The sequence below is a fragment of the Streptomyces sp. NPDC031445 genome, from assembly GCF_055581365.1.
On record NZ_JBVIJO010000035.1, the window covers coordinates 1 to 21,580 of the forward strand.

At 71.7% G+C, this 21,580-nt stretch carries 18 protein-coding genes and 6 pseudogenes; 7 read left to right on the forward strand and 17 right to left on the reverse strand.

Annotation, left to right across the window (positions count from 1 at the left end):
* The 6 genes and pseudogenes from ACZ5DC_RS40085 to ACZ5DC_RS40110 all read right to left on the reverse strand — a co-directional run.
* Nucleotides 1-119 (reverse strand): annotated as a pseudogene (locus ACZ5DC_RS40085) (5,10-methylene tetrahydromethanopterin reductase); the annotation flags it as partial.
* 271 nt (nt 120-390) lie between these two features.
* Nucleotides 391-1,038: a DUF3566 domain-containing protein gene (locus ACZ5DC_RS40090; RefSeq protein WP_468661346.1), complete on the reverse strand. Its 648-nt coding sequence runs from the start codon at nt 1,036-1,038 to the stop codon at nt 391-393.
* Nucleotides 1,039-1,401: 363 nt separating this feature from the next.
* Nucleotides 1,402-1,983, reverse strand: a complete 582-nt coding sequence (locus tag ACZ5DC_RS40095; RefSeq protein ID WP_468661348.1) for a GNAT family N-acetyltransferase — start codon at nt 1,981-1,983, stop codon at nt 1,402-1,404.
* Between the two features lie 230 nt (nt 1,984-2,213).
* The gene (locus ACZ5DC_RS40100) at nt 2,214-3,128 is read right to left on the reverse strand and encodes an EamA family transporter (protein WP_468661375.1); all 915 of its coding nucleotides are present in this window, start codon (nt 3,126-3,128) and stop codon (nt 2,214-2,216) included.
* Nucleotides 3,129-3,165: 37 nt separating this feature from the next.
* Nucleotides 3,166-3,783, reverse strand: a complete 618-nt coding sequence (locus ACZ5DC_RS40105; RefSeq protein WP_468661350.1) for a dihydrofolate reductase family protein — start codon at nt 3,781-3,783, stop codon at nt 3,166-3,168.
* A gap of 239 nt (nt 3,784-4,022) precedes the next feature.
* Nucleotides 4,023-5,186 carry a serine hydrolase domain-containing protein gene (locus ACZ5DC_RS40110; RefSeq protein ID WP_468661352.1) on the reverse strand — a complete coding sequence of 388 codons (1,164 nt, stop codon included), beginning with the start codon at nt 5,184-5,186 and terminating at the stop codon, nt 4,023-4,025.
* A gap of 317 nt (nt 5,187-5,503) precedes the next feature.
* On the opposite strand from ACZ5DC_RS40110, the gene ACZ5DC_RS40115 reads away from it, so the two are divergent.
* From ACZ5DC_RS40115 to map, 3 genes are all read left to right on the forward strand, one after another.
* Nucleotides 5,504-6,271, forward strand: a complete 768-nt coding sequence (locus ACZ5DC_RS40115) for a phosphotransferase (RefSeq protein WP_468661377.1) — start codon at nt 5,504-5,506, stop codon at nt 6,269-6,271.
* A 208-nt stretch (nt 6,272-6,479) separates the two neighbouring features.
* The gene (locus ACZ5DC_RS40120) at nt 6,480-7,103 is read left to right on the forward strand and encodes a histidine phosphatase family protein (RefSeq protein WP_468661354.1); all 624 of its coding nucleotides are present in this window, start codon (nt 6,480-6,482) and stop codon (nt 7,101-7,103) included.
* A gap of 93 nt (nt 7,104-7,196) precedes the next feature.
* Entirely contained in the window at nt 7,197-7,964 is a 768-nt protein-coding gene (map, locus tag ACZ5DC_RS40125) for a type I methionyl aminopeptidase (RefSeq protein WP_468661356.1), read from the forward strand.
* Nucleotides 7,965-8,100: 136 nt separating this feature from the next.
* Here map and ACZ5DC_RS40130 read toward each other — a convergent pair whose 3' ends face one another.
* The 3 genes from ACZ5DC_RS40130 to ACZ5DC_RS40140 all read right to left on the reverse strand — a co-directional run bounded on the left by ACZ5DC_RS40130 (nt 8,101) and on the right by ACZ5DC_RS40140 (nt 11,163).
* Nucleotides 8,101-8,556: a DUF6884 domain-containing protein gene (locus tag ACZ5DC_RS40130; protein WP_468661358.1), complete on the reverse strand. Its 456-nt coding sequence runs from the start codon at nt 8,554-8,556 to the stop codon at nt 8,101-8,103.
* Between the two features lie 153 nt (nt 8,557-8,709).
* Nucleotides 8,710-10,173, reverse strand: a complete 1,464-nt coding sequence (locus tag ACZ5DC_RS40135) for an MFS transporter (RefSeq protein ID WP_468661360.1) — start codon at nt 10,171-10,173, stop codon at nt 8,710-8,712.
* 288 nt (nt 10,174-10,461) lie between these two features.
* The gene (locus ACZ5DC_RS40140) at nt 10,462-11,163 is read right to left on the reverse strand and encodes a DNA-3-methyladenine glycosylase (protein ID WP_468661362.1); all 702 of its coding nucleotides are present in this window, start codon (nt 11,161-11,163) and stop codon (nt 10,462-10,464) included.
* Nucleotides 11,164-11,468: 305 nt separating this feature from the next.
* On the opposite strand from ACZ5DC_RS40140, the pseudogene ACZ5DC_RS40145 reads away from it, so the two are divergent.
* Nucleotides 11,469-11,751: pseudogene (locus ACZ5DC_RS40145) on the forward strand (DNA polymerase III subunit beta family protein); the annotation flags it as partial.
* Here ACZ5DC_RS40145 and ACZ5DC_RS40150 read toward each other — a convergent pair.
* The gene (locus tag ACZ5DC_RS40150; protein ID WP_468661364.1) at nt 11,749-12,216 is read right to left on the reverse strand and encodes a MarR family winged helix-turn-helix transcriptional regulator; all 468 of its coding nucleotides are present in this window, start codon (nt 12,214-12,216) and stop codon (nt 11,749-11,751) included. The pseudogene ACZ5DC_RS40145 and the gene ACZ5DC_RS40150 overlap by 3 nt on opposite strands.
* Before the next feature lie 208 nt (nt 12,217-12,424).
* Here ACZ5DC_RS40150 and ACZ5DC_RS40155 point away from each other — a divergent pair, with 208 nt between their 5' ends.
* Together ACZ5DC_RS40155 and ACZ5DC_RS40160 are read left to right on the forward strand one after the other, a co-directional pair.
* On the forward strand, nt 12,425-12,964 hold the full coding sequence (locus ACZ5DC_RS40155) for a phenolic acid decarboxylase (RefSeq protein ID WP_468661366.1): 540 nt from the start codon (nt 12,425-12,427) through the stop codon (nt 12,962-12,964).
* Nucleotides 12,965-13,257: 293 nt separating this feature from the next.
* Nucleotides 13,258-13,686, forward strand: coding sequence for a VOC family protein (locus ACZ5DC_RS40160; RefSeq protein WP_366754888.1), 429 nt, complete (start codon nt 13,258-13,260; stop codon nt 13,684-13,686).
* A gap of 184 nt (nt 13,687-13,870) precedes the next feature.
* On the opposite strand, the pseudogene ACZ5DC_RS40165 reads toward ACZ5DC_RS40160, so the two are convergent.
* From ACZ5DC_RS40165 to ACZ5DC_RS40175, 3 genes and pseudogenes are all read right to left on the reverse strand, one after another.
* A pseudogene (locus ACZ5DC_RS40165) lies at nt 13,871-14,073 on the reverse strand (serine protease); the annotation flags it as partial.
* 300 nt (nt 14,074-14,373) lie between these two features.
* Complete coding sequence (locus ACZ5DC_RS40170; RefSeq protein ID WP_014675917.1) at nt 14,374-15,234, reverse strand: alpha/beta fold hydrolase; 861 nt, start codon at nt 15,232-15,234, stop codon at nt 14,374-14,376.
* Between the two features lie 9 nt (nt 15,235-15,243).
* Nucleotides 15,244-15,678, reverse strand: coding sequence for a hypothetical protein (locus ACZ5DC_RS40175; protein ID WP_468661369.1), 435 nt, complete (start codon nt 15,676-15,678; stop codon nt 15,244-15,246).
* A 1,093-nt stretch (nt 15,679-16,771) separates the two neighbouring features.
* Between ACZ5DC_RS40175 and ACZ5DC_RS40180 the strand changes: the two genes are divergently transcribed.
* On the forward strand, nt 16,772-18,514 hold the full coding sequence (locus tag ACZ5DC_RS40180; RefSeq protein ID WP_468661371.1) for a hypothetical protein: 1,743 nt from the start codon (nt 16,772-16,774) through the stop codon (nt 18,512-18,514).
* Nucleotides 18,515-18,615: 101 nt separating this feature from the next.
* On the opposite strand, the pseudogene ACZ5DC_RS40185 reads toward ACZ5DC_RS40180, so the two are convergent.
* The 4 genes and pseudogenes from ACZ5DC_RS40185 to ACZ5DC_RS40200 form a co-directional block, all read right to left on the reverse strand.
* Nucleotides 18,616-18,903 (reverse strand): annotated as a pseudogene (locus ACZ5DC_RS40185) (IS481 family transposase); the annotation flags it as partial.
* Nucleotides 18,904-18,915: 12 nt separating this feature from the next.
* A pseudogene (locus ACZ5DC_RS40190) lies at nt 18,916-19,017 on the reverse strand (IS481 family transposase); the annotation flags it as partial.
* A gap of 22 nt (nt 19,018-19,039) precedes the next feature.
* Nucleotides 19,040-20,216 (reverse strand): annotated as a pseudogene (locus ACZ5DC_RS40195) (Cmx/CmrA family chloramphenicol efflux MFS transporter).
* Between the two features lie 450 nt (nt 20,217-20,666).
* On the reverse strand, nt 20,667-21,431 hold the full coding sequence (locus ACZ5DC_RS40200) for a hypothetical protein (protein WP_468661373.1): 765 nt from the start codon (nt 21,429-21,431) through the stop codon (nt 20,667-20,669).
* Nucleotides 21,432-21,580 lie beyond the last annotated feature (149 nt).

Here is a 21,580-nt window from a genome sequence, read left to right on the forward strand (position 1 = left end):
ATGGCGACCATGGCCTTGATCCGCTCGCGCTCGGTCGGCGTACGGCCCGTGGTGGGGTCCGGCGTGACATCACCGACCGAAAAGATCCCGAACTGGGTGGGCGTTGCGGAGTGTTGCACGGGTGTCAAGGGGATGTCCTCGGACTCGACGGGCCTGGTCACACGACGTTATGACGCCGGTTCGCCCCGAATGACTTGTCCGTGCACAGCTCTGTGACGCTAAGTGCACGGTGTGCCTCCGCACCGCCCGGCGTCGTCGTCGGCGGCCGTGGGGTGGAGGCGGTCGCGGTCCGGATCAGCGGCTGATCAGCCGCTGATCAGCCGTTGAGGACCCCGGGACGCACGCGCCTGCCGTCCTACGCGGGTCGGCAGACGTCCGGCCTGGCGCACGTCACCGTGACCACGACCGCGGCCGGAGGGTGCGCCCGCGCAGGAAGCGGCGCACACGGGTCCGGGCTGCCGTCAGGGCCGGCAGGACCTGCGCGGCGGCCGGTGGCAGGTCCAGATCGTCGGTCACGGACACCTCGACGCCCCCGCTGTACAGGGACGACAGGTTGTAGAGGAAGGTGCCCAGCGTCGCCAGGCCCGTGCCCAGGAGGACCTCCACGGTGACGACGCCGATCCCGATGGCCAGGACGGTGCCCAGGTCCGGCAGGACGTCCGGGGCCATGGCCTCCATCAGGATCCAGAGGACGACCGTGGTGGCGAGCGCCAGGATGCCGACCCCCGCGAGGAGCAGGAAGCTCGTCACCATCACCGACCAGGGGTCCCCCTCGGATATGCGCATCCGGATCGTCCGGGGTCCGGGAGCGGGGGACGCCGACGCGGGCCCGGCGCGCTCGGCGACGCCGGACTCCTGAGACTCCTGAGACTCCTGCGGCTCTAGAGGCTCTTGCGGCTCCTGTGCCGGAACCGGCCGCTCCGTGGGGCGGAGAGGTGCGGGGGAGCCGCCCTCCGGGGAACCGTGTGCTCCGTCGCACCGCGTCACCGCCGCCTGCTCTCCGGCGGTGGTCGGGGGCCTGCGCTTGGCTCGAAACATGCCTGTCTCCCTGACTGGCCCGGCGGCCTTCGCAGTGCCCTCCCGCAGCGAACGGGCCTCCGTCGACCGCCAGGCGGCCTCCGGGGCCTGCTGGTCCGTGCCTTCGACCGTATGGGCGACAGGGCGGCCCCGCACCCAGACGAGGTCCCCGGGACCGGCCCCGCGCACCGGCCGCGGCGGCACGGGAACCGCCTCACGACGGGCCGGACCGCGCCCGCCGCGCGGCACCGGACCGCACCCGCGCGACACCGCCGAACGGGTGTACGGGCGCGTCGGCCGTACGACGGACACGCGCCCCGGACGGCGGAATCCCGTCAGGCGCGGTGACGGCCGGTGTGCCGGTGCCCCGGCCGACGTCCCGGCTCAGCCCGTCCGGCGAGCACCCTCGGACGTGCGCGCCCTCCACTGGTCCCGGGTCATCCGCCAGATGACGTGGAGTCCCGTCTCGCCGGGAGCGGCGGGCCCCTCGGGCGCCCGTACGCGTCCGGCCTCGGTGAAACCCAGGCGGGCGGCCACGGCCCCGCTGGCCGGGTTGGCGGCGTCGTGGTGGATCTCGATGCGGTCGACGCCGGCCAGCTGTAGGCCCTGGCGGACGAGCGCCCCGGCAGCCATCGTGGCGAGCCCCTGTCCCGTCCAGTCGCGGTGGAGCCAGTAGCCGATGTCGAACCCGCCGGCACCGATGCGCCGGTGCAGACCGCAACTGCCGGTCACCACGCCGTCCACGGTGATCGCGTAGCCGAAGGCCTGCCCGGTCTCCCACTCCTCGTGGGAGCGGGCCAGGAAGCCGGCGGTCTGCTGCCGGCCGGGGTCGGCCGCCCAGGGCATCCAGAGCACGAGGTGGTCCAGGGACTCGGAGATGGCCCGGCTCAGGGCATCGAGATCGGTCGTCCGCCACCGGCGCAGTACGACCCGGTCGGAGGTGAGCGTTTCGGCAGGCTTGTCCATGCCCGGATGCTCTCGCAGCCCGGCTCGGAGTCACAACGCGATATGTCCGGGCCGCGGTTCGCGCGGGCGCGGCCCGCGAGGGGGGCCGGGGGAATCAACCGGTGAGGGGCGCATCCGCCGCCCGGCCGTGGTGCGAGGCCGGTACCGCACGGTGTGCGGGGCTGGCTGCGTCGTATGCGGGCGGCCGTCACCCCCGGACGGCACGGCGTCGTCGCCCCTGGCGGAACCGCCTAGGCGTCCGGGCGGGTGCCGCGGGTGCCGCGGGTGGCGCCCGCCGACGCGGCCACCACGCACAGCACCGCCAGCCACTGCGACCAGTGCAGCGACTCGCGCAGCACGACCAGGCCGACGAGCGCCGCCATCGCCGGTTCGAGACTCATCAGGATGCCGAACACGCGCGGGGGGATCCTGCGCAGTGCTTCCAGATCCAGCGAGTACGGGATCACCGACGACAACAATGCGACGCCGAGCCCGGCGAGCAGGATCCACGGCTGGATCAGCGCCGTACCGCTGTCGGCCACGCCGAACGGCACGGCCACCAGCGCCGCGACGGCCATGCCCAGCGCCAGGCCGTTGCCCTCCGTGGTGTGGCGGCCCAGTGCGGCGCCGAGCAGGATGTACAGGCCCCAGCACGTTCCCGCGGCGAGGGCGAACAGGAAGCCGACGGGGTCGAGGTCGCCGCGTCCCTCCATCAGCAGGACCACACCGCCTGCCGCGAGCAGGGCCCAGAACGCGTCCAGCCATCGCCGCGACCCGGCCAGCGCCACCACCAGCGGCCCGAGGAACTCCGTGGTCACCGCGATCCCCAGCGGAATCCGCGCCAGGGACAGGTAGAAGCACAGGTTCATCAGGCCGAGGACCACGCCGTAGCCGAGCACGACCGCCCAGGCGCGACGGCGCATACGCGGCGACGGCCGCCACACCGCCACCAGTACCGCCGCGGCGAAGAACAGCCGTAACGCGACGGTGCCGAAGCTGCCCACCGCGCTGAACAGGTGCTTGGCCAGTGCCGAGCCCACCTGCACGCTGACGATGCCGAGCATCACCAGCGCCGTCGGCGGGATCGCGCCGAAGCCACGTCCGGCCGACGCGGTGAGCGAGAACCGGGGGGACGTGCCGCGCTCCGCCGCGTCGACGTTCATCATGGCCACGCCGTGATCATCGACGGTCGGGCGCGACGCGTCACGTGAGTTTCCCGGCCGTGCTCGTGGCCTCCTGGGCGGATGCCTTCGTGTAGGTGAGGACGACGGTCCCGTTGTCGAACACGCGACTGCCGGAGAGCTTGAAACCGCGCGGGGAGAACTCGGCGCGGAAGAGGGGAACGCCGGATCCGGCCACGACCGGGTACTGCTTCAGAATCAACTCATCGATCTCTGGGAGGAGTTGACCCGCCAGGTCGGCACCGCCGCAGAGCCAGACGCCCAGGCCGTGCTCCTGCTTGAGCCGGCGGACCAGCGCGATCGGGTCCTCGGCGGTGACCTCGACGGACGGGTCGGGGCTCACCTCCAGCGAGCGGGAGAGGACGATCTGCCGCAGATGGGCGTAAGGGCTGGTGAGCCCCACGGCCAGCCCCGGCTGGTAGGTGCCGCGGCCCATGACGACGGTGTCGAAGTGCGTGTTGGGGGCGTCCGCGACGCCGAAGGCCGCGCGCGCCGGAGTGGGCAGGGTCTCCGGGAAGTCGACCGTGAGGTGCGGGAGGTAGTCCTCGGTGAGGTAGGGGGAGAAGAAGTCGGCGTCGCCGTCGGGGGCCGCGATGAACCCGTCGATGGTGCCGGCGACGAAGTAGGTGAGCTTGCGCATGCGTGTCCTCGTGGGCCGGGTGACGGTGCCGGGTGACGTATGCCGGGCGACGCGCGTCGGGCGACGCACGCCGGGTGAGCTCTCTCGTCGACGGCAAGCCGCACGTCACGCACCCCCCGATCCCCCGGAACGTGGCCTGGGTTCCGGCCACGGCCGACGATTCTGCGGCATCCCCCGGGGCTTGCGGCAAGCCCCCCAGGGGGCTGTACGTTGATCACGACGGCGTGTCGGGCGCACGGTCAGCACCCGGGCACGGACGCCCGTCCGGCCACGCTCCTCCAGAAGTCCCGCATCAGCGGCGTCGGCGTCGGGTTCTCCATCGCCACCTGCGTGAGCAGGATCGCGACCGTGCCCGTGGCCGGGACGATGTGTGCCGTCGTGCCCGTGCCGCCCACCCAGCCGTAGCGGCCGGGGACGTTCCAGGGGTCGGCCGGGGTGACGTCGACCTGGCCGCCGTAGCCCCAGCCCTGGCCCTCCAGGAACAGCCTGGCTCGGGCGCGCTGCTCCGTGGTGAGGTGGTTGGTGGTCATGCGGCTGACCGAGGTGCGGGTCAGCAGGCGCCGGCCGTTGCCCTCGCCTCCGTGCAGCAGCATGCGGGCGAAGGCCAGCCAGTCGTCGGCCGTGGAGACGAGGCCCCCGCCGCCCGAGTGGAAGCGCGGCAGGCGGCTCCACAGCCCGTCGGGGGTGTCCGCCGGTTCCAGGGTTCCGTCCGGGGACGGGCTGTACGACGAGGTGAAGCGGTGCCGCTTCGCCTCCGGGACCTCGAAGGCCGTGTCCTGCATGCCCAGCGGCTCGAAGACGCGTTCCGCGAGGAAGTCGGGGAGCGGGCGGCCCGACGCGCGGGCGACCAGGATGCCCTGGAGGTCGGAGGAGGTGCCGTACAGCCAGGCTTCCCCCGGGTGGTGCAGCATCGGCACCCGCGCGAGGAGGCCCAGCCAGGTGTCCGGGTCCGGCCAGTCCTGGAGGGCGCGGCCGTCCTTCTGCACCGTGAACAGGGACCGCACCGCCGGGAGGGAGAAGTCGTCGGGGAAGCCCCAGCCGGTGCGCGAGCTGAGCAGGTCCTCGACCGTGATCGGGCGGGCGGCCGGGACGACGTCGTCGACCGGGGCGTCGGGGGCGCGCACCACGTCCGGCTCCGCCAGCTCCGGCAGCCACCGCTCGACCGGGGCGTCCAGGGCGAGCCGCCCCTCCTCCACGAGCATCAGCACCGCCGCCGCGGTGACGGGCTTGGTGAGGGACGCGATCCGGAACAGCGAGTCCCGCGCCATCGGCGCCGTCCCGCCGGTGTCCAGCGAGCCCGCGGTCACCACCTCCACGTCGTCCCCGCGGGCGACCAGGCCGACGGCGCCCGGCACCTTCCCCTCGTCCACATACCGGTGCAGGGTGTCTCGCAGCGTGTTCATCGGCGGCCTTCCGCTCGGGTGGTGTCCTGTGTACGACTCCGGAGCCGACGGGAAATCATCGCTCCACCACCGTGCCTGTTCGCGCCCCGGCAGGCGCGCTCCGGTACGCGGTTGTGCGGGCGAGCGCGTCGGCGTCCGTGTGGTCACGCTTCGGCAGCGGTGCCGTGCTTCGCCGACGCGCCCGCCCGCGCGAGCAGATCGCGCTTGAGCTTGGAGCTTGGAGACCTGAGCACGGAGCCCGGAGGCCGCCTGCGTCGGGTTGCCCTGGCGATAGCCTGATCGTCGTGACGGCTGAGAAACAGGCACTGGCCGGCGGGATGGCGAACGCCGGGGCGGTCTTCCGCCGGGGCGCGTGGGTCGAGCGCCCGGCCCCGCGCCACGCGCGCGCCCTGCATGCCTGTCTCGTCGCGCTGAAGGAGCACGGCTTCGACGCGGCGCCGACCCCGGTCGGTCTCACCGCGGACGGCCGTGAGCGGCTGACGTTCATCCCCGGCGACGTGGCCCTGCCGCCGTACCCGGACTGGGCGATGACGAACGCCGCCCTCGCGTCGGTGGGAAGCCTGCTGCGGCGCCTGCACGAGGCCGGCGCGGCCGTAGCGGTGGACACCCGTGCCGAGTGGCCACGGGACCTGGCCGATCCGGAGGGGGGAACGGTGCTGTGCCACAACGACGTCTGCCCGGACAACGTCGTCTTCCGTGGCGGCCGTGCCGCCGCCCTGATCGATTTCGACCTGGCGGCCCCGGGCCGGCCCCTGTGGGACATCGCCATGACCGCCCGCTACTGGGTGCCCATGCTCGATCCCGCATCGGCAGCCGCCGCCCACCCACCGGGGCTGGACGCGCCCGCACGGCTGCGCATCCTCGCCGACGGCTACGGTCTCCCGCGTGAGGAGCGCGCCGAGTTGCCCGGCGTCGTCGAGCAGGCCACGGAGGTCTGCCGGGCCTTCGTCGCCCGGCGCGTGGCCGACGGCGACCCCGTCTACCTGCGGGCGCTGGCCGAGCGAGGTGGCTGGGAACGCTGGGACCGGCTGCGGACCTGGCTGGCGGATCACCGCGAGACGTTCACGGCCGCCCTGCTGAACTGACCGGTCCGGACGTTCGAGGACACCTCGGCGACCGCCCGCCGGACAGGGCGAGCCCGGCGCCCCGCTGCCCCGGTGACCGGCGGATTCGGTGCACCCCCGCCCGCGGGGCCAGGGGGTGGGGGGAACTGGCGCTCGCCGAGGCGGCGTCCACTGATGCACAAGAGCACCAGTGCACGCAGGAGACGCTGGGGACGCAGAGGAGCCCGATATGAGCGGCACGGCCACCCGTTACCTCTATCTCGTCCGGCACGGCGAGGCGACGTCCGACGAGAGCGGACTGACACCGGCCGGCCGGCGGCAGGCCGCACTGCTCGGCCGACGCCTGCGGGACATCCCCTTCACCACGGTTCACCACGGCCCGCTCGCCCGGGCGGAACAGACCGCACAGCTGATCGGCGACCACCTCGGGAACGCCCCCCTGTGCGTCTCGGAGGTCGCCGGTGACTACGTGCCCTACATACCGGAACGCGACGAACTCCCGGCCGGCTCGGCGGACTTCTACCTCCGCTTTTTCGCGGCCGCCAGCGAGGAGGAGCGCGAGCAGGGCCCCGCGCTCGCCCGCCGGGCGCTGGACCTGTTCACCGGGCCGGCGGACGGCGCGCAGGACCGGCACGAACTGGTCGTCACCCACAACTTCCTCGTCGCCTGGCTCGTCCGGGACGCCATGTACGCGCCGAAGTGGCGCTGGCTCGGGCTCAACCACGGCAACGCCGCACTCACCGTGATCCGCTACGCGCCCGGCCGAGCCGCCTCCGTCCTCGTCTCCAACGACATGCGGCACCTGCCCGTCGAACTGCGCTGGACGGGGTTTCCCCCCGAACTCCACATCTGAGGGCGCCCCGGCACGGCGGTGAGGAGCCGTCCAGGACCGTGATACTAATACCGGTATAAGTATTGGTTCGACGTGCTCCGTGGAGACGAACACATGGTGGAGATCAAGACCGATGCCGCACTGGACGCGATGCGGGAAGCCGGGCGTGTGGTGGCCCGCGCCCTGGCCGCCGTCCGGGAGGCGGCCGGCGTGGGGGTGTCCCTGCGGGAACTGGACGAAGCGGCCCGGTCGGTTCTGGCCGAGGCCGGAGCCGACTCCCCGTTCCTCGGGTACCGGCCGTCCTTCGCCCCGGTCGCCTTCCCGGCCGTGATCTGCACGTCCGTCAACGACGCCGTGTCGCACGGCATCCCCACCGGCTACCGGCTGCGCGACGGCGACCTGGTGAGCGTCGACTGCGGCGCCCGACTCGACGGCTGGACGGGCGACGCCGCCATCAGCTTCACCGTGGGAACGCCCCGCCCCGGCGACCTCGAACTGATCGACGCCACCCGGCAGGCCCTCGACGCCGGCATCGCCGCCGCGCGGGCGGGCGGCCGCATCGGCGACATCTCCCACGCCATCGACACCGTCGCCCGCGGGGCGGGCTGCGGCATGCCCGCCGACTTCGGCGGCCACGGCATCGGCCGCCAGATGCACGAAGATCCTCACGTCCCCAACCGCGGCCGCCCCGGCCGGGGCTTCCCCCTCCGCCACGGCCTGGTCCTCGCCATCGAACCCATGCTCATGGCCGGCGGGCGGAACACCTACCGCACCGATGCCGACGGCTGGACCCTGCGCACCGTCGACGGCAGCAGGGCCGCCCACTTCGAGCACACCGTCGCCATCACCGACCAGGGCCCCCGCGTCCTGACCCTGCCCTGACGTCCCGCGCGGCCACCGACCGCTGTGACACCGCTCAGGGGCCCCGCCGCGGATGCCCCTCCCGGTTTCCCCGGTCCCCGTAGTGCCATGCGCCCCGGCCCATGCCGGCCAGGCCCCGGGGCCGCCGCGCGAAGCGTCACATCAGAGGCAGTCCGCGTCCCTCGCGCAATGCCGCGAGCCGGGCCATTTGCTGACCCATGCCGCGTGCTCCGGCCAACGGCGTGCGGACGTGCGGCCAGACGGAGCGCACGAGGCCGATGTGCCGTGCCCCGCCGAGGGCCACCACGGGGTCGAGGTCCACGATGTCACGCTCGGTTGCCTGTTCCAGAAGGACCTGGCTCGTCACCGCGTCGGCCGCGCCATGAGGTGTGTCGTACGGCTCGATGACGTCGTCGAGGTCGAGGAGCCCGTGGCGTGCGGAGAGAATGAGCAGCAGGTCGGGGTGGAGCGCGTCGGCCGCCTTGCGGCATGCCCGGTGGTAGGAGCCTACGTACATGTCCGCCGCGCGCGCGGGCAAGCCCAGTTTGCGGCTGCCGCACGGGATGACGACGAGTCGTGGCTTGAAGTAGTCGGGATGGTCGTTCGCGGTCATGCCTGTCGTCCTGCCTGTGCGTGTGAGGTGAGCGGTACGGCTCGTGCGCGCCCGGCGTGTTCTGGTGCGGACCCGCCCGCCGGGCGGTCGAGCCGGGGGATGGCTATGACGGAGCGGAGTTCGAGAGATCCCGCTCTCGCCGCCGGCGGCACGTCAGACCACGCGCTGATGGGCGTCGTCGGCCCGCACCGTCGGGGTCTCGGCCGGCGTCGAGTGGATCCCGAGGAAGCCGAGGAGCGCGCCCAAGGCCGTGACGCAGGCGGCGACGGCGAAGCTGAAGGCGTAGCCGTGCGCGGCGGCGGTCACCTGGTCGGCGCCCGCACGCCGCAGCGCGGCGGCGTGGCCGGTGCCCAGTGAGACCAGGGCAGCCAGACCGATGGCACTGCCGATCTGCATGGACGCGTTGTTCATGCTGGTGGCGATGCCCGCGTCCTCACCGGTGGCGCCGTCCACTCCGGCGACGGTGGATCCGACGAGGACGAGGCCGCCTCCCAGCGGCACGAGGATCAGTCCGGGCAGTACGTCGGCCACGTAGCTGCCGTGGCTGCTCAGCCTGGCGAGAAGGAGGTAGCCGACCGTGGTGACCGCAAGCCCTCCTCCGTTCAGGGCTCGCAGACCGAAACGGGGAAGGAGGCGGGGCGCCATCACGGTGGCGCTGAACAGAATGACCAACCCGAACGGTACGAAGGCGAGTCCGGTCGCCAGCGCGGAAAAGCGCAGTATGCGCTGGACATACAGGCTCAGTGAGAAGAAGAGGGTGGCGAAGCCGACGTAGTAGCAGATGCGGACGACGTTGGCGATGCTCCGGTTACGTGAGCGCAGGAACGAGAGGGGCACCAGAGGCTGGGCCACGCGGGTCTCCACCAGCACGAAACCGATCAGGCAGAGCACACCGATCCCGACGCAGCCCAGGACGGAGAACGAGAGCCATGCGTGGCTGTCCTTCTCCAGGAGGCCGAACACGACCAGGAGCAGACCGAGGGTGACCGCCACGGCGCCGAGGACGTCGGGCCGACCGCGCTTGGTGGCCCGGCTCTCGGAGACGAGCTTGAAGGTGGCGAGAAAGGCGAACGCGGCGATGGGCAGGTTGATGAAGAAGATCCAGCGCCAGGAGGCGATGGTGGTCAGGACGCCCGAGAGCACGACGCCCAGGGCCACGCCGACTCCGGCCAGGCCGCTCCAGATGGCCATGGCCCGGGCCCTTTCCTGCCGCTGTGTGAACAGCAGCGTCACCAGGGACAGCGCCGCCGGGCTGACGAGTGCCGCACCGACGCCCTGTACGAAGCGGCCGGCGATCAGTACACCGGCTTGCTGGGCCACTCCGGCGCTCGCCGACGAAGCCGCGAAGATCGCCAAGCCGGTCAGGAAGAGGCGTCTGCGGCCGAGCAGATCACCCAGGCGCCCGCCGAGCATCAGCAGCCCGCCGTAGGTGACGGTATAGCCGTTGACGACCCAGGCCAGGCCCGTGGTCGTGAGGCCGAGATCGTGCTGGATGGGGGGCAGCGCGACATTGACCACGGTCACATCGAGGAGCAGCATCACCTGTACGAGGCAGATGATCCCGAGCGCCCGCCATCTGCGCGGATCCGGTTCGGGAAGGGGACTGATCGCAGTCATCACTGATCGCCTTCTGTTCGGTCGGGCCGCCGCCGTACCCCCGGACGCCGTGTCAGGAGGAAAGGTGGCAAGCCGGCCCGGCCCACGGACATTTCCTGAGCTGTTCAACTCGCGGGCGCCGGGTGTGCTTGGCCGCGGATAAGGACAGCGAAGGCGCACATCCGGTCTTCGCCGCGGGCTCGTCGCCGACCCCGGTGCCGGTACTGGGGCGATGCCGAAGCACCTTGGGGTGCCGCCCCCTCCGGGGAGCGGCACCGGCACGCGTGGTGCGCCGGGCGGGCGGAGGGGTCAGCCCTCCGCCCGCCTCCGTGGGCGGGACCCCGGGTGCGCCCGATAGGCGCTGACGCTCGGCTCGCCCAGCACCCAGAAGCGCCAGGGGTACGAAGCAGCAGGACCGCCCACCCCCGTCCGCGGCCCTCGGCCGACCCGCGCGGAGGGGACGCCCCCGGCGGGCTCCGCGAGGAACAACTCCGCCGCCCCGTCGCATGCCGACTGCCCGTCATGACGCAGATCGGCGATGCCCAAGGCACGGGCGAGGTTGGCCGGGCCGCGCGCCAGATCACGCGCCCGCACCCCGGGCCCCCGGCGTTCTCGCGCGACGTCTGCTCCCTCCACGACGGTCCCGGCGCGGAGCAGCACCGAAGCGGGACGCCGCCCGGGTCCGCAGACGGCGTTCAGGCACCGGTGCACCGCGTGCGTCCGGTACACGTAGAAGGTCCCCGGGGCCCCGAACTCCGCTCGGTTGGTCCGGTTCGGGCCCCGGAACGCGTGCGAGGCCGGATCGTCCGGCCCCTCGTACGCCTCCACCTCGGTGATACGCACCGCCGTCACGTCGCCCTGCGAGCGCGAGACCACGAGAGCCCCCAACAGTTCGGGAGCCACCTCGAGGGCGGGCCGGTCGAAGAAGTGCTCGCGCAAGGCGGACTGCCCTGCCGACGCAGCCCCGGGTTCATCGAATGCCCGCAGCTGCTCGTGATCGGTCCCCGCCATGCCCGGGACCGTCCGGTTCTGTGCCAAGCCGCCGCCTCCTGTCGAGGTTCCGGGACGCCCGATCCGACGCCCCCACCGACCCAGCGCTCTCCTCGCGTCGCCCCATGGCCCGGGAAACTGCCGTGAGGCGCTCGGATACGGACCTTCGAGCCGGGCGCACACCATGCGAGGGGAGGGAGGAACACGCTTGCGGACGAGGTGGCATCGAGGCCGAGAGACGATCGCGGCGCGCGCCCGCGTGGCCGGCCGCGCTCTCCGAACCGGTGCCGGGGCGGACTGTCGAGGAGACCTGACCGGCCTAGAGCGCCAAGATCGAAGGGGATGCGGCGGCGGCGCGGCGGAAGGCGGCGGTCGTCCAGTCCGCGCTCGGCGGCAACGTGCCTGGTCCGCTGATTGCCACGCTGAAGGGTCCCGTGCTGTCGGATGCGGTCGAGCAGGTTCTGACCGCGACCGCGTACGAGCCGGGGATGGCGGTGCTCGCCGGCCTGCACATCGAGGCGAGTGACGAGGCGATCGTCCTGAGCGGCGACCGACCGGTACCGGCTCTCCACTCGGACCCTGGTGCCGGCGCGGCCGGCGGGGCAGTCACGATGTCGGCATGCCGCTGCCGCTGCCGGTGCCGTGAACGGCTTGCAGCGCGGTGACCAGCCGGCCGAGGGCGGGCAGCGCCTGGTCCAGGGCCGCCCGGTCCGAGTCGGGCAGTTCGTCGACGACCTGGGTGAGTGCCGCGGTACTGGCCCGGTCGTAGCGCTCCAGCAGGTTCAGGGCTTCCTGCGACGCGGTGAGTACCACGGTTCGCTGGTCGTGTTCGGGGCGGACTCGTTCCACCAGCCGTGCGCCGGACATCGTCCGGACGAGGTTGCTCACGGTGGAGGGAGCCACTCGCAACCGTTCTGCCACCGCGCCGGGGCTGAGGCCTTCGGGTGACGAGGACAGCGCCCGTAGCAGCTCGATCTGTGCCTCCGGCAGATCGGGCAGCCCCTCGGCGTTCCGGGTGGCGCGCAGCACGGCGCGTCGCAGCGGACCCAGCAGCCCGCCCAGTGCGACAGCCACCCGGGCTGATCCCGGCACCCTGGGCGCACCTGCGCCGTGCTTCCCGGCCACTGCTCCGTCTGTGTCGCGCATGCCGTCATTGTGACCTGTGACCGTACGGTTTTGCACCGCATACATTTTTGTAGCAAAATAGTTTCAGGGTTGTTGGGATCGGTCAGTACCGCATGCCGGACGCCCTCCACCTGAAGCACTGCAAGGAGCACCACCGATGACTGTCGACCACGCCACTCCGACCACCGTCGAGAACCCCGTCCCGTCGCAGGACCTGTCCGGCATCGTCGGGCACCGATTCATCTACACGTACGCCAACGGCTGGCAGTACGAGATGTACGTGAAGAACGCGACGACCATCGACTACCGCATCCACTCGGGCATGGTCGGCGGCCGCTGGGTGAAGGACCAGGAGGTCGATCTGGTGCAGCTCGCCGACGACGTGTACAAGGTGTCGTGGAACGAGCCGACCGGCACCTCGGTCGTCGTCAATGTGCTGCCCCGTCGGCGGGTCCTGCACGGCACCATCTTCTTCCCCCAGTGGATCGAACAGGACGGCAGCAAGACGGTGCTCTTCCAGAACGAGCACCTGGACGACATGCGCGCCTACCGGGACGCCGGCCCCACCTACCCGATCTACGTCGTCCCTGAGTTCGCCCGCATCACCCTCTTCGAGTACGTCGGCGAGGATGACGAGGGTGTCGTCGCGGTGGGTCCGGAGGGTCTGCCCGAGGGTTTCGCCGACCGCACCAACTGATCCTGTGGCTGGCACAACGCCTGCCCGAGGGGGAGCACGCCCCGCTCGCCGTACGCCTGGCCCAGGACACCGGATGTCCCGCTGCCTCCGCCGACGGCACGGCCCGCGCACCGGCCCGCGAACAGTGAGGCGTGATGGAGGGCTCGCGCAATGGGGTCCGCCGGCGCGGGCCGGCGGCGCTGGTCCTGGCTCGTCTGCTGTCCAAGGTGGCCCAGGACCCGACGGAGCTGCGGGTGGTTTCCGCTGCGGAAATCACCGGCAGAGCCCCGGGTCCTGTTGGTACGGTGCACCCGATGTCAGCGATCAGGAAGTTCCAGGTCACCTTCGACTGCGCAGAACCCGAGCGGCTCGCTCGTTTCTGGTGCGAAGTGCTGGGGTACGTCATACCGCCGCCACCCGAGGGGTTCGCCACGTGGGACGAGTACCAGCGTGCGCAGCCACCGGAACAGCGCGGTGCTTGGTTCGCTTGCGTCGACCCCTCAGGTGTGGGCCCACGGCTGTACTTCCAGCGCGTCCCCGAAGGGAAGACCGCCAAGAACCGGGTGCATCTCGACGTGAGGGTCGGCACCGGACTCGTCGGTGCGGAACGCCTCGCCGCACTTGAGGCCGAATGCGCGCGACTGATTCCGCTCGGCGCGGTACACGTGCAAACGCTGTACGACGGCAATGACTCGTGCATCCCGATGCTGGACATCGAGGGCAACGAGTTCTGCATCGACTGAGCACACGAGGCGGCAGTCGTCCCCTTCTGGGCGCGACGAAACACGAGGTCACCGTGCCCTTGCCGCCCTGTCGCCAGGCGATCTCTTCGAAGGCGTGGCAGCGCCGGTGGGGCCCCAGCCCGTCACAAGCGGGTTGATACGGCTCCGAATCGGCACCGGGCCGCCGTGGTAGGGGCGTCCCGGTTCAGCCGTCGCGCCCTGTGACCTTGTCGAACCAGCCCGCGTGGGCGGGCGCACTGGTGTAGAGCCCCGGGCCCTCGCTGCAGCGCACGCTCGGGGCGCCATGGCCCTGGGCACCTGGCTGATCGTGCACAGACGCGTGCTGTTCGCGTAGCCCGGCGCGCACTCGGAGACCGCGCCTCTGCGTGTGTCGGGTACCTGTACGCGCCGGCGTGCGCGCTCGTGGAAGCCGACCGGGCCCGGCCCGGCACGGCGGAACACCTGGGCGGCGGCCCACAGCCAGATCGCGGCCCAGCCGGCCGGGGACCGATGAGCGGCCTCTGCTGCTACGACGCCGCCGTCGGCCCCGGCCCCGATCATTACCGTTTCGGCGGCTTCACCGACGTTCCCCGGCCATGCCCGCCACCCCTGACCCCGCTCGACGAAGCCGGAACTCTGAGCACCGTCCCGACGCCCGCCCCGCCCCGTCGAAGAGAGCAGACCCTGCCGTATTCCAGGGCACCCCGATCAGGAGCCGGTCCGCTTCTCGATCCGCTCCAGGGCCTGCCCCAGGTACTGGGCGAAGCGCGGGTAGTTCTCGCTCATCGGGAAGTGGCCGATCTCCTTCATCTCGATGAACTCCGCTCCGCGGATGGCCTCCGCGGTCCGCCGCCCGTCCTCGGGGGTGGTGAGGTAGTCGTACTCGCCGGTCAGCATGATCACGGGACACCGGTCGCCGTCGATGTCGTCCAGCCGGTCCCTCAGATCGTGGTCGACCGAGTAGAAGTACAGGTCGCCCTTGAACGCCTCCGATCCCTGGGTGTAGTAGAACCAGGTCGCCCAGCGGTCCTGTTCCGGGGACTGTGGTGCCATGAGGTCCCACACGCCGCTGGCGCACACCTGGGCGGCGTTGGCGTGGGGATGCTGCCACCAGTCGAGGTAGAAGCCGGGTGAGTAGTCCGCACCCTCGACGGGGATCACCGCTTTGAACCGGTCCGGGTGCCGCAGGGCGAGTTGCAGGGCCACGTTCCCCCCGAACGACGACCCCATGAAGATCGGGTCCTGCAGTTCGAGGGCGTCGCAGAAGGCGACGATGAAGGACGTGAAGTGGTCCGCGGTGAGCCGGTACTCCTCCTTCCACCACTCCTGGTTCCACGGCGGGTCCGACTTGCCGTGCCGGGCGAGGTCGTAGGCGATCACCCGGTAGCGGCCGGTGATCTCCTCGTCCTCGAGGAGGCCCCGCCACTGGTGGTTGTGGCAGCCCGCTGTGTGCTGGCACACCAAAGGCGTGCCCTGCCCGTTCTCCAGGTAGAACACCCTGTACTGCGCGTCCTCCACGTCGATGGTGACGTAGTGACCGGTGACCGGGGAGATCCTGCCGCTGACCATGGGGAGCTCCTATGTCTGACGAGGGGATGGGGCGGACCCGGCCTCCTCCGCCGGCCCGAGAGGGCCCGTGACGCGCAGCAGCTCCAGCTGCCGGGTCACGCAGCGCAGGTTCTGCATGAGCACGAGCAGGTCGCCCTCCAGGCGCATGCCCCGCCGGAACGTGGCCGCCCAGATGCCGTGGCACATCGGCGGAGGCGTCTCCCGGCAGAAGCCCTGCCATGTCTCCGCGTCCGCGCGGATCGCGAAGTCGTAGGCCGCCAATGGCTCGGGGTCGGTGATCAGTTCGTCCACCTTTCCCTTGTGCATCCGCACGAGGAACCGGTGGGGGTCCATGTCCAGCAGGAAGCTGCACGAGTAGTACGTGCCGTGGGCCTGCAGTTCCGGATCGTCGTCGCTCAGCCGGCGGAACTCCTCCGCCGCGTCGCTCGTCGTCGCTGATGTCATGTGCCACCTCGAGACGTGTCGTCGCTGCCGTACGCCGGGACGTCACACCGGCACGGTGGCCGGCCGTTCGCCGGCCGGCGACCACTTTCCGGCCTCGCTCCTTCCAGCCTGGGCACCCTGTCGGCCGCCTGCAATCCGGGTGCGAGCCCCCGGGCGGACGGAACCCTTCGCAGAGGTCCTCTTCCTGCTCGTGGTCGATGACCCCGGTCACCGGGACACGGCCTGGGGCCGCTGTCCGGAGAGGCTGGTGACGTGGTCGGCGCCGCTCGGCGGCAGCCGCGCCCGACCACGTGCCGCGTGGGCCAGGCCGGCGACGCGCCGGCGAGTCCGACGCTTCCGGCGCCTGCGGGCACACATCACCGCAGCGTGTCCCGCCCACCGGTTCCACCGCGAAGCGGGTCCGTTCTCCCCTGTTCTCCGACCACCGCCGGCCGGAGACCGGAGCGCGGGATGCCTGGAAGAGGACCGGCGACCGCTCCGTGTGCGGCAGCTGCCACGCCGGCGGTGCCGCTCACGGGGAAGCCCACCGTCGAAGCCGTCCGCCGCCAGCCGGCCATGCTCTCGGAGCCGGACGACCACGAACAGGGCCGGCCCGCCGCGCCACCCCGGACTGCGAGAGGCGGCATCGCGGACAGCGGTGAGGGTCAGGCCAGGGCGGTCTGCTTCGCCGGCGCGACGAGCGCGGAGCGTCGGCCCCCCCCGTCGTGCACAGCGCTCCCACTCCACCTCGGGGCACCCGGGGACGACCGCGCCGACGGCGGCGGTGGTGCGGAGCGCGACGTCGGCCTCCCCGGCCTGGACCCCGATCGGCCAGGAGCGCGGGCCGGTTTCAGACGGAATCGCCCACAGCGACGCTCCCTCGCCGACGGGACGTTGCCGTACCGAACGTACCGGGTGATCATGAGGATTTGGGCAGGCACGGGCGGGGAGGGATGCCGTGGGCTTGGGCACGGAGGGTCGCCGGGGTGCGGAGCGCGGTGGCTGGGACGACAGGGAGCCCGGGAAAGGGCTGCGGAGATCGGCGGACGTGCTCCACTGGGGCGGCGGGGCCTGCGTCCTCCTCGGGTGGCTCGCGCTCTGCGTACGGATGGCCGTGCCCCGTGCGTGGGAGGGGCCGTGGTGGCAGGCCACCGCCCTGATCGGTGCAGGGGGAGCGGCAGCCGCCGGAGCTCACGCGATCGAACGGCGCATCCGGCGGGTCGAGCGCTTCCACGCCTACCGGGAGATACTGGAGAACCCAGTCCCGCACCCGGCCGAGGCGGGTGCGGACCCCAGTGTCTTCCGGCTGCTGTCGCCGCTGCACAGCCCCGTACCCTTCCGCGACCGGGCCGACGAGCTGGCCCGGCTGCGGCACTGGTGCGAGGACGAGACCGATCCGCACCCGATCATGCTGCTCGCCGGTGATCACGGTGTCGGCAGATCACGGCTGGCGCTGGAACTCGTGCGGGCGCTCGGCGATTCGTGGACCGCCGGGCGGTTGCTGCGCGGCCCCGGGCAACTGTTCCCGGCGTTACGCGACCGGGCCAGGCCCGCGCTGGTCGTGGTGGACGATGCCGACCTGCGCTCCGACGTCGACAGCCATCTGCACTCGCTGGTCCGCGCGGACGTCGTCCCGCTGCTGCTGGAGTTCGGTGCGCGTCGGCACGACACGACGACGCCGGTGCGCCTGCTGTTCGTCGTCCGGCACGCCGAACGCTTCCGTGCCGTGGTCGGCGAGGAACTGGACTACTCCGGAGGCGACCCCGACGTGCTCCGCCTCCTGGCCGACGCGCCCGTCATGAAGCTCGCGCCACCGGTGCTCGACCAGGCCGTCCTGGCCGAGCGCCACGCGGAGGCATGGGCCGCCTTCACCGCGGCCCTCCCGGACACCGCGGGCGCCGAGCCGGCGGACGACGCCGAGGCGGCTCACGCCGGTTCCTCCCTGGGCACCGTCCCCGTCCGGTCCGAGCGGCCTCCCCTCCAGACCCCCCTCGAACTGCACGCCCAGGCCCTCGTCACCGCGCTGACCGGTGAGCCGGCGCCCGCGGTCCCCCGGCGCTTCGAGGAAGTCGCCGGTGTCCTCTTCGCACGGGAGCGCCGGCGCTGGCGGCGCAGCGCCGCGTCGTTCACCGGACCGGGCGTTCCCGCACTGCCCCGGCTGCTCGACCACCCTGGCCTGCCCGAACGCGTCATGCTGGCCCTGCTGTTGATCGGTCATCGGGAGTACGTCACCGCCGCACACGCCCTCGAACGGCTCCCCGAGTTCGCGGGGCTGGAGGAGGAACGGATCCGGTCCGCGGCGTACGCCTGGGTGACGTGGGCGCTCGCGCTGCACGGCGGGACGCACCCGGCCACTCGCATGGCGGAACCCTGGATCGGACCGGAGACCTTCACCCACTGGTTCCTGACGACACGGCTGCGCGCCGAGCCGGAACTGCTCGACCAGCTACGGCCGGGACTGAACGCACGCCGGTCCGAGCACCTGGCGGCCGTGCTCTGCCGAGCCTGCGAGGACTTCCCCGCGGCGGGCGAGATCCTGCAACGGTACGTCGCGAGCCACCCGTCGGCACACGGCTACGACGCCGTGCGCGGCGCCAGGATGCTCGCCCGTCCCGAGCGGGTGGACCCCTGGATCGCCGAGGGTCTGCGCAAGCTGGATCCCGGGTCCCGCCCCGCCCCCAGCGCCCCGGCTTCCCGCGACTTGTACAACCTGGCGCGGCAGGCCCTGCCCGAGGTGGTGCCACGGGCCCACGCCGTGCTGATCCGCGCGTACCAGCGCACCCGCCGGGCCCAGGACAAGCATGCGCGACAGCGCTGGAAGGAACTGCGGCGCCGGGGGCGCGGTTCGCGCACCTGACCGCGCTGCGGCCCTACCGTCCGCCGGCCCCACAGCATCTGCGGGTCCGCCAGTCGTCGCCGGCCATGACGCTGGTGACACTCACGTGGAGGCGTGAGACTGGAGGAGACGGCGCGTTCGAAGACCGCGGCGCGGCAGTTCGCGCCGTTCTCGGTGACCACACGCACGATCCGGTGGATGCCGTGGGCGGCGAAGAACGCGTGGGCCCGGCTGACCAACGCCAGGGTGGTGGCGGCCTTTTCGTCGGCAAGGGGCTCGGTAGAGGCAAGGCGGGGAAATCCGTCGACGGCAGAGTGCAGGTAGACGTACCCGCCCTTGCCAAACCGGTCTTTCGCGCGCTGTGCGGCCCTGGCCTGCTCGGAGCCTCGTCCGTGGACCCCGCCTGTGTCGTACCGGTTCTTCCACTTGGACCGACAGGCGCGGGAGACACCGGCCTCGGCGGCGACGTGCGCGATCGGACGGGTGCGGCGGCGGCGCTCCACAAGCCGCCGGCGTCCCTCGATGCCAAGGGCGCGTTCGCATGTGTCACCGCGGCGCCCCGGTGCTCCGGCCGGCCGTGATGACGGTGAGGAGGGGGAATGCGAGGAGCAGCGCGACCGCGACGAGGAACCCGCTGGCCCAGAGCGGTCCGAGGACCCCGGCTTTGGTGCCGAGCGTGGCTGCGGCGACGACGGGGCCGACGGCGGCGCCCACGTTCAGCGCCGCCGTCGCATACGAGCCGGCCATCGTGGGGGCTCCCGCGGCTTCGTAGAGGACCCCTGTGATCAGCGTGCTGCCCAGCGCGAACGACAGCGCACCCTGCACGAACACGAGGGTGTACAGGGCGGCCGGCTCGTTGGCCAGCACCGCCAGAGCCGGCCAGCCGATGAGCAGCAACGGACCGGCGACCGCGATGACCGGGCCGGGACTTCGGTCCGACAGCCGTCCGGCGACGGTGACGCCCACGAAGGAACCGGCGCCGAAGAGCATCAGGGCGACAGAGATCCACCACTCGTCCAGCCCGGCGCTGTCGGTCACCACGGGGGCAAGGAAGGTGAGGCTGCCGAAGGTTGCCGCGTTCACCAGCGCCGAGCAGCATCACCAGGAGCAACCGCGGCCGGCCGAGCTGGGCGAGCTCCGCTCGCAACGCCGGCCTCCCGGCTGCCTCGTCCTCGTCACGTCCCGCGAGGACGCCTTTCAGGATGCCGAGAGCGGCAGGCAGGCAGAGAGCGGCGACTGCCCAGAAGGCGGCCCGCCAGCCGAGAGCCGTGCCGAGCACCGACCCGCCAGGGACACCCACGATGGCGGCCGCTGTCGTGCCCGACAGCAGGACGGCCAGCGCGCGTCCCTTCCTGTCGGGTGAGACCAGCGTGGCCGCAGCCGTCAGAGCGACGGCGAGGAACCCCGCGTTCGCAAGCGCGGCGACGACTCGGGTGGCGAACATGATGCGGAAGCTCGCGGTGACGGCGCCCAAGGCGTGAGCTGCCGCGAAAACGAGGACGAACCCCAGAAGGACCGGGCGCCTGGGCCAGTTGCGGGCAAGCGCGGCCACCAGGGGGGCGCCGACGATCATTCCGATCGCGAAGGCCGAGGTGAGCACGCCTGCCGTCCCGACGGTGACGTCGAAATCCGAGGCGATGTCCGGCAAGAGGCCGGCGAGCATGAACTCCGAGGTGCCCATGGCGAAGACCGCCAGGGCAAGCAGGTACAGCGGGAGAGGCATCGAGTGGCTCCGAGGCGAGGAGAGGCACGAGAAGGTCATCTCGTCACCGCGGCCAGCCCCGAGCGCACACTCGTCCCGCCACGGAAAGCGGCGCGACGACAGGGCTACGAGCTCAGTGGTTCATGGGGCTGACGGCGTGACCGAAAGCCCCCGCCTGTCTGACTCAGGACTCGACATAGTCCGCACGCTACCCGACCGATGCCCGTCGAAGCATCCTGTTTCCCAGGCAGCGGCCTGAGACCGGGAGTGGGCTGCTCGGCGGCCGGGCACGGCGGCACCGACACGTTCACGGCAAAGGCCCCGACCAGCGGCCGGGACCCCGTCCCAGGCGTCACGCGCGGGTGTCGGATCGGCCCGCCCGCCTGTTGTCGTTCGTGATGCGGACCGTCCTGCCGCCACGCGAGGGTGACGTCTTCAGTGACTGCGGGCGTGAGAAGCAGCCCAGGGACATCACTTCACTACGACGTTGTCCCCGGCCGAAGTCGACGGCCCGGTGGTGGTGTTGCCGTAGTACGCCCAGCGCCACGTGCCCGTCTTGGACGCCTTCACGGTCGTCTTGAGATCACCCGAGCCGTTCGCGTACACCTTCTTCACCGTGGTGTAGGAGGTGGCCCCGGTGGGCTTGAACTGCAGGCTCACCAGGCGGCCTCCGTAGGAGACGTACTTCTTGGTCTCCCAGTTGGCTCGCGTGACCTTTCCGGTCACGGTGATGGTCCTGCCCTTGGTGACCGGCTCGGGTGCGGCGTTCACGGTCAGGCGGGAGTTGCGCTTGACGTAGACCGTGAGGCCCTCGTCATCAGTGTCACCGCCGCCGCCCTGGAAGTACACCTCGGCCGCGACCTTCCAGGCTCCGGCCTCGCTGTTGTGCATGTCCCACACGCTCGGGTCGAAGTACATCGTCTCGTTGAAGTCGCAGACGCCCGAACTCACCTTGACGCAGTCGCTCGTCTCGATGGCGTGCCACAGTCGATCACCCGTGTCGCCGCGGTACAGGAACACCGCCGGCCACTTCCACTTGTGGGTGGTCGCCATCCGGAAGGAGGCGGGTACCGCGACCTCATTCGACACGCCGATCACGATCGGCTTGCCGCCGTTCACCTGGACGCGGGTGAACGAGACCCCGCCTTCGGCCGCGCCGGCCGGAACCGCGGCCATGCCGGTGAACACAGCGACCGCGCCACCGGCCACGACAGCTCTCCAGAGCTTCTTCCCCACTTGATCCCCGATCTCTGTACCGAAAGGCGCCGGAGACTCATCCTCCGGCACGCTCTAGTAGTGCTTCGTTACGTCGTGTGATCTTTCCTGGTGGTGGGCATCTTCTCCGATATGAGGCTGGGGGAGGTGGAACGGCTCCGGGGTGAGTT